Source organism: Mycobacterium helveticum, from assembly GCF_007714205.1.
In the GTDB taxonomy this organism is placed as follows: Bacteria; Actinomycetota; Actinomycetes; order Mycobacteriales; family Mycobacteriaceae; genus Mycobacterium; species Mycobacterium helveticum.
On record NZ_VMQU01000007.1, the window covers coordinates 77,810 to 85,488 of the forward strand.

General features: G+C 71.1%; 5 protein-coding genes. 1 reads left to right on the plus strand and 4 read right to left on the minus strand.

The annotated features are described in order from the left end of the window. Positions 1–55: 55 nt before the first annotated feature. From FPZ47_RS03145 to FPZ47_RS03160, 4 genes are all read right to left on the minus strand, one after another. Positions 56–1,366, minus strand: coding sequence for a PPE family protein, SVP subgroup (locus FPZ47_RS03145; protein WP_144946005.1), 1,311 nt, complete (start codon positions 1,364–1,366; stop codon positions 56–58). A gap of 56 nt (positions 1,367–1,422) precedes the next feature. Next, positions 1,423–2,868, minus strand: coding sequence for a PPE domain-containing protein (locus FPZ47_RS03150; protein WP_144946002.1), 1,446 nt, complete (start codon positions 2,866–2,868; stop codon positions 1,423–1,425). A gap of 418 nt (positions 2,869–3,286) precedes the next feature. Beyond that, positions 3,287–4,840: a sensor histidine kinase gene (locus FPZ47_RS03155; protein ID WP_144945816.1), complete on the minus strand. Its 1,554-nt coding sequence runs from the start codon at positions 4,838–4,840 to the stop codon at positions 3,287–3,289. Continuing rightward, positions 4,837–5,610, minus strand: coding sequence for a response regulator transcription factor (locus tag FPZ47_RS03160; RefSeq protein ID WP_144945813.1), 774 nt, complete (start codon positions 5,608–5,610; stop codon positions 4,837–4,839). The genes FPZ47_RS03155 and FPZ47_RS03160 overlap by 4 nt, the downstream gene beginning before the upstream one ends. A 558-nt stretch (positions 5,611–6,168) precedes the next feature. Between FPZ47_RS03160 and FPZ47_RS03165 the strand changes: the two genes are divergently transcribed. Further along, complete coding sequence (locus FPZ47_RS03165) at positions 6,169–7,494, plus strand: PPE family protein (protein WP_144945810.1); 1,326 nt, start codon at positions 6,169–6,171, stop codon at positions 7,492–7,494. The last annotated feature ends 185 nt before the right edge of the window (positions 7,495–7,679 follow it).

Genomic DNA, 7,679 nt, shown 5'->3' on the forward strand with positions numbered 1-7,679 from the left:
TTGGTCGAAAGTTTTCTAACGGCTTCCTAACGCCGTCGGGATCGCCTCCCGCGGCTCACAGTGCGAGCAGGCGGTTCTTTTCCTCGGCGTACTCCTCGTCGGTCAGCTTCCCCTCGTTGCGGAGCTTGGCGATCTCGCGGATCCTGGCCGCGACTCCGGTGACCACGGTCCGTGGTGTGTCGGGCGAGGGTTTGGCCGCCGTGTCGGCGGTCGGGCCCGTGCCGGCGTTCGCCCGCACCGCGTCCGGGGCCACCACCCGGGTGCCCCCGGACGGCCTGCTGCCGTCCCGGCCGGCGCCGGTGCCCGCACCGCCGCCCATGCCCGCCCCGGCCATACCGCCCAGGGCCATCTCGCCGAACGTGTTTCCCGATCCGGCTTCCAGCGCCTCCCCGGCGGCGCCGAGGGTCGTTTCCGGCGGTGCCGGCAGGGTCAGGGCGGCGGATCGCACGGCCGGTGCGGCGACGGTCCACGTCGACGGCACGGACATCGCCCCGATTGTGTTCGCCTCGCCCAGTCCCGCCGTCGCGCCGGATGCCGCCGGCGGGCCCGGGTTCGTGATGAGCGCCCTGAACGCGGAGGGGGGTCGTTCACCCGGGAGCGGCCAGGGTGCTACGCCTTGCCAGCCGCTGACGTTGTCGTCGGTGTGCAGACCGGTCACGGTGCCGATGGCGTTGAGGGGAAAGCTCACCGGACCCGTCAGGATGTCCGTCGGCCCGATGGCGAAGACGGTAGCCAGGTTGGCCGGCCCGCCGGGAAAAATCGCGGCGAGGTTGCCGATCAGGTCCAGCACGGTGGTAGCGCTCGGCGGGTCCGCGGCGGCGGCCCGGCCGACCACACCGCCGGGAGCGGTGTTGTGCCGGGGTGGGTCGAACGGTGGCAGCGTCGACGCGGACGCGGACGACCCCGCGTAGCCGTACATCGCCGCGGCGTCCTGGGCCCACATCTCGGCGTATTGGGCCTCGGTGGTCGCGATCGCCGTGCTGTTCTGCCCCAGGAAGTTCGTCGCCACCAGCGCCACGAGCACACTTCGGTTCGCCGCGATCACCGGCGGCGGTACGGTCGCGGCGAATGCCATCTCGTAGGCGGCAACCGCGGCCTGGGCCCGCGTCGCGGTGTCCTCGGCGCGCATCGCGGTGGTGTGCAACCACGTCGCGTAGGGCGCGGCCGCGGCCACCATCGCCGTCGAGGACGGGCCCCACCACGACGCGCTCAGGTCCGAGATCGCCGACTTGTATGACTCGGCCGCCACCTCGAGTTCGATGGCCAGCCCGTTCCAGGCGGCCGCGGCGGCCAGCATCGGGCCAGCTCCCGGCCCGGTGTACATCCGACCGGAGTTGATCTCCGGTGGATAGATCCCGAAATCCATCGCTGCGTGTCTCTCGTCCCAGAAGTTGGTGTCCAGCCGAACCCAGGATGCGTCGCTCACCGCCCCAGCAGGCGGTTCTTCTGTTCCGTGTACTCCTCGTCGGTCAAGATTCCCTCGTCGCGGAGCTTGGCGAACTCGCGTAGCTCGGCGGCGACCCCGGTGACCACGCTGCGCGGCTTGTCGTGCGAGGTTGCGTCCCCGGCGACCGGCGCGGCACCCTCGCTCGTACCCGGGGCGCCGGCGCGCACCCGCCCGCCCGCCGTCGCTGCGCCGCCACTTTTGCCGGCCCCGCCGGCCAGCGTGCCCGCGACGGCGCGCCCGGCCAGTCCGGCCGCGGCCATTTCGCCGAGTGTGCTCCCCGACCCAACTTCGGCGGCCTCCCCGGCGGCCTCGGCCACGGCCGCGCCGACGGCGGTGGCCGGCAGCGCCGGCAGCGTCACCGCGATCGGCTGTACCGCCGGTGTGGCGATGGTCCACGTCGGCGGCACGGTCAGTGCCCCAACCGTATTGGCCTCGCCCAGACCCGCGGCCGGCTGCAGAGCCGCCGACGACGTCGCCGCCGGCTCGATGGGGCCCGTGATTATCGCCTTGAAGTCCGTGGGGGGTTGATCCCCCGACAGCGGCCAGGGCTGCTCGCCGGCCCAGCCGCTGACGATGTCGTCGGTGTGCAGACCGGTTCCGGCTCCGATGACGTCCAAAGGAAAGCCCACCACACTGAGCGCGTTGGCCGGCACGTCCAGGAAGAACGTCGTGAGGTCGGCCGGCACGTCGAGAAAAATCGCGATCAGGTCGCTGATCACGTTCAGCGCGGTCGTACCCGAGATGCCCTGTGCCGGCGTGCCCGCGGCCAGGCCCTGCAACGTGCTGGGCACCACCGAAAACGCTTGCGGCACGCTCGATACGGCGCTCTGCGCGGTACCGGCCGAGGTGCCGGCCGCCTGCCCGGCGGCGGCGGCCTGGTTGGCCGCCCCCCCGGGGTCGGTGGTCTGCGGCGGGTTGGTGAAGGGCATCAGCGTGGTCGCCGACGCCGACGAGCCCGCATAGCCGTACATCGCGGCGAGGTCCTGGGCCCACATCTCGGCGTACTGGGCCTCGATGGCCGCGATCGCGGCCGTGTACTGCCCGAATGTGTTGCGTGCCGTCAGCGTCAGCAGTCGGCTGCGGTTGGCCGCGACCAGCGCGGGGGGCACCGTCGCCGCGTAGGCCTGCTGGTAGGAAGCAGCGGCCGCTCTGGCCTGGCTCGCCGCCTCCTCGGCCTGCGCGGCGCTGCCGTTCAGCCATGCCACATAGGGGGCGGCCGCGGCCGCCATCGACGCCGCCGCCGGACCCGACCACGGTCCGGTGGTCAGCCCGGCGATGACCGACGCGTACGACGCCGCGGTCAGGTGTAGTTCGGCGGCCAGTCCGTCCCAGGCCGCGGCGGCGGCCAGCAAGGATCCCGATCCGGGACCGGTATACATCCGCCCGGAGTTGACCTCCGGTGGCAACGGCGCAAAGTCCAGTGCGGCACACCTCCTTGAGCTGGCCACGACCGCTCAGCGACCCCGCCAGACGTGATCGGCACCGGTCGCCGACGGCGCGTGAACCTCGCCGGCTTGCGAGTCAATCGCCTAGTCTATGGCTCCGGACGCGGCGAACCGTGCTGTTCTCGGAGCTGACACGCTGGGTCGACGTGCGGGGCACCTCGGTCACCGGCGTCGCCGCGGCTGTGCGGACCGCGCCGTTTGAGGTGGCGATCACCCCGACGGACCTGCGGCGGTTGAGCTTTCTGCTGCCGTGTGCGGAAAGGGCCGAGTGCTGCGAAGGCGAACGCCAGCGGGGCCGAACCCTTCGGTCGCCAACGATCGAGCGACAGCGGCGATGGCAAGAGCTCAACCGTTGGGGCGCACGTGTTTCCGCAGCCGCAGCCGCAGCGCAGGGTCAGCCGGACGTGTGCGCCGCCCCCGCGGCCCAATCCCCGTCGGGCGGGTCGATCATCGGGAGGCGCACCCGAAACACCGTTCGGCCGTCGGCGGATTCGGCGGTGACAGAGCCCTGGTGTGCCTTGACGATCGAACTGACGATGGCCAGCCCGAGCCCCAGCCCGAGGCCCGACCCGCTCGACCTGGACGTGTCCGCGCGGGCAAACCGCTCGAACAACCGGGGCAGCAGCTCCGGGTCGATCCCCGGCCCGTCGTCGGCGACGCTCAGTTCGGCGTAGGGCGTGCCGGGGCCGCCTGCGGGGACGTCGTGGCAGCTGATCCCGGTTGTCACGGTGACGCCGGGCGGCGTGTGCACCCGGGCATTGCGGAGCAGGTTGCTGACCAGCTGGTGCAGGCGGGCGGGGTCAGCGCGGACCCACACGGGGCTGTCGGGCAGCTTGGTGACCCAGTGGTGGGTCGGTGCCGCGACCGCCGCGTCGTTCACCGCGTCGGTCGCCAGCCCGGCCAGGTCGACGTCTTCGGGATGCAGGTCCACGCCTTCGCCCAGCCGCGACAACAGCAGCAGCTCCTCGACGAGCACCGCCATGCGCTGCGCTTCCGACTCGATGCGGGCCAGCGCGTATTCGGTGGTCGGTGGCAGTTCCGAACTGTCCTGGCGGGTCAGCTCGGCATAGCCCTGGATCGCCGCGAGCGGCGTACGCAGCTCGTGGCTGGCGTCGGTGATGAATTGGCGCATCCGCAAATCGGATTCGGCACGATACGCCAGCGCGCTGTCGACATTGTCCAGCAACCGGTTCAGCGTGTTTCCGACGATCCCGACTTCGTTGTCGGGGTCGGTGTCCTCCGGTGGCACCCGGACGCTGATGCGCTGGTCGCCGTCCGTCAGCGGCATCGCGGCGACCTCGGCTGCCGTGGCGGCCAGCCGGCGCAGCGGGCGGAGCGTGTAGCCGACCACCCAGACGGTGAGCGCCGCGGTCACCGCGAGGGCGGCGGCGACCAGCGCCGCGGTGGTGACCTGTTTGCGGGCGATGATCTTGTCGGCGCGCTGCAGCGACAGCCCGACGAGAAGCCGGTCGGGTCCGTCGAGGTGGCTGGCCACCCGATACGTACCCAGGCTGCCCAGGTGTTCCGTCCGGGGCCGCCCGTCGGCCTGCGACCGCGTCTCCAGGGCGCGCACCACGTCGGGCGGTGCGGGCCGTGCCTCGGCCTCGGAGAAGACGGCCGACCCGACGACGGTCCCGTCGCGCAGGACGGCGATGAGGTTGCCCGGCGTCTGGTCGGTGAACTCCAGCATGGCCTGCCCCAGCGGTGGGGTGCCGTCATGCTCCCCGGTGTGTTCGCCGTCGCGGTACCTGTTGTAGGAGTTGCTCAAAGCCTCCAGAGATTCGGCGACATCTTCGTCGTTCATCGCGGTGACGTAGCCGCGCAGGCTGACCACCGAGACGACACCGACGGCCACCAGCACCACGCTGACCACGGCCAGCACGCCCAGCAGCAACTGGCGGCGCAGCGACCGGGGGAGCCACCGGGGCGTGTTGCGCTGCCGGGTCATTCCGGCGGCCGCAGCATGTATCCAACGCCGCGGATGGTGTGGATCATCGGCTCCCTGCCGGAGTCGATCTTTTTCCTGAGGTAGGAGATGTACAAGTCGACGATGCTGGTGCGGCCGGCGAAGTCGTAGTTCCAGACCCGGTCGAGGATCTCGGTGCGGCTCAGCACCCGGCGCGGATTGCGCATCAGGAATCTGAGCAACTCGAACTCGGTCGTGGACAGCGACACCGCAGCGCCGTCACGGGTGACCTCGCGGCTGGCGGTGTCGACCCGCAGGTCGCCGACCTTGAGGGACTCCGCGGTCGGTGCGGGTTGCCGGCTGGAACGCCGCAGCAGTCCGCGCAGCCGGGCGACCAGCTCCTCCAGGCTGAACGGCTTGGTCATGTAGTCGTCGGCGCCCGCTGTCAGGCCGGTGACCCGGTCCATCACCGAGTCGCGCGCGGTCAGGAACAGCGTCGGGGTGTAGGCGTCCGACTCGCGGACGCGCTCCAGGATCCGCAGACCGTCGACGTCGGGCAGCATGATGTCGAGCACCAGCACGTCGGGATTGATCGCGTCGAACTTCGCGATGGCGTCGCGCCCGTTGTGGGCGACTTCGACGACCCAGCCCTCGTAGTGCAGCGCCATCTTCACCAGGTTGGTCAGGGCGGGCTCGTCGTCCACCAGCAAAACCCGAATCGGTGATCCGTCTGCGCGGTAGATCCGGGGCAGCTGGCCGAGGACGGCCTGGCGCGGGCGCTGGCCGCCTGCGTGTTGCGACATTGCAGTCATGTTCTCCCATTCTCGCAAGCCACACACGCGGTTGTCACGAAGTTCATAGAGTTCTCAAATATGACGTGTTGCGCGCGTCACGTCCGATGCCGCTCAAATATGAGTTTTGTATGTGCTGCATCAGCCAGCTTGAGATGATCGTTGCACCCAAAAATACTGGTGTTCATGACCGTTGAATCGGACGACGTGAGCCTGGCCGAGGTTAGGCTTCGCAAATCATTTTCACAAGAACGTATTTCGTCGCTATGAGACGCCGGTGCCGCCGTGGGAGTGGTCGAGCTTGGCTACGCGGGAGCGAATTCGGGACCCATGAGTTCGCGGCGTGCGTCAACGCGACGTTACACAGCGTTACGGAATTCCCGTCGAAATGACGGCCTTTCACGGCAAGCCTCGTCTACTTTCCGGCGCGGACACGGCCGGCGCCAGCTGCAACCGCGCGCTGTCCCGGGCCCGGACGAGACGGCCGGTGCCATGCCCGGTGCGCCCGGCGCACCGGACCGCGCGTGCAACGGTGCGCGCGGCCGCGATCAGCAAACGGAATGGGATTGAGGAAAGCTCATGGATTTTGGCGCATTGCCGCCGGAAGTCAACTCCGCTCGCATGTACGCCGGACCGGGACCGGCTTCGATGCTGGCCGCGTCGGCGGGGTGGGAGTCCCTGGCCGCCGAGCTGCAGAGCGCGGCACGCGGCTACCGGTCGGTGATCTCGACCCTGACGGAAGAATGGGTGGGCCCCACGTCGATGGCGATGGCGGCCGCGGCCACGCCCTACGTGTCGTGGATGACGGTGACCGCTGAGCAATGCGATCAGGCGGCCACCCAGGCCACGGCCGCCGCGGCCGCGTACGAAACGGCGTTTGCGATGACGGTCCCGCCGCCGCTGATCGCGGCCAACCGGGCTCAGCTGATGGCGCTGATCGCGACCAACCTGTTTGGACAGAACACGCCCGCGATCATGGCGACCGAGGCCGAGTACAGCGAGATGTGGGCGCAGGACGCCACCGCGATGTACAACTACGCCGCCAGTTCGGCGTCCGCATCGAGCTTCGGGACGTTCACGGCACCGCCGCGGACCACCAACCCCGGCGGGGTGGGCAATCAGACGGGTGCGGTGGCCCAGGCCGCCGCCGGCAATGCCCGGACGGCGTCGACGCACCTGATGTCCTCGGTGCCCCAGGCGTTGCAGAGCCTCGCCAACCCCGGAGCGGCGTCCGGCGTCTCCGGGATGGCGATGGGCGACGGGGTGTCGATGGCATCAGGCGCGTATTCGCCGCTGGGCTCGCTCACATCGCTGGTCAACGGGCCCGGCAAGGGCGCCGCGAAGGCCGTTTCGAGCGCCACGTCGGGGACGTCTGCCGCTTCCGCGCTGAGTGGGCTGGCGGGCGTCTTCGCATCGCCGGAGGGTGTGGTGCTCGGCACCAGCCTCGGCGTGTTCGGCGACGTGGGCGGCTCGATCTCGGATGTCGGTGGCATCGGCTTCGATCTCTACGGCCTGGGCCTCGATTATCAGGGGCTGGCGCTGGACCTGCAGGGCGCGGGTTCGATCATCGGAGCCGACGGGGGTGCGGGACTCCCGGGCTTAGGCACCCTCGGGCTCGGCGGCCTGGGTGAGAGCGCGTCGGCCAGCGTGGGCCAGGCGGCCTCGCTCGGCACCCTGTCGGTGCCGCCCACCTGGGCGGACACGGTGTCGTCGGTCACGCCGTTGCCCACAGCGTTGGGCGCCAACGGCATGCCCGGTGGGTGGGGAGCGGCGCCGGCGTCGGCGACCACCCCGGGTGTGGCCAAGCTGCCGCTGGGTGGGATGGTCGGACGCGAGGCCGACGGCGCGGTGCAACGCGTCGGGTTCCGTCCCTCGCTGATCCCGCGCTCACCGGTGGCCGGCTGACTTAGCAAGACAGGGGCGCGGGCCCCCCCCCGGGGGGGGGGGGCGGGGGGGGGGGGGGGGGGGGGGGGGGCGGGGGGGGCCCGGGGGGGGGGGGGGGGGGGGGGGGGCGGGGGGGGGGGGGGGGGGGGGCGGGGGGGGGGGGGGGGGGGGGGGCGGGGGGGGGGGGGGGGGGGGGGGGGGGGGGG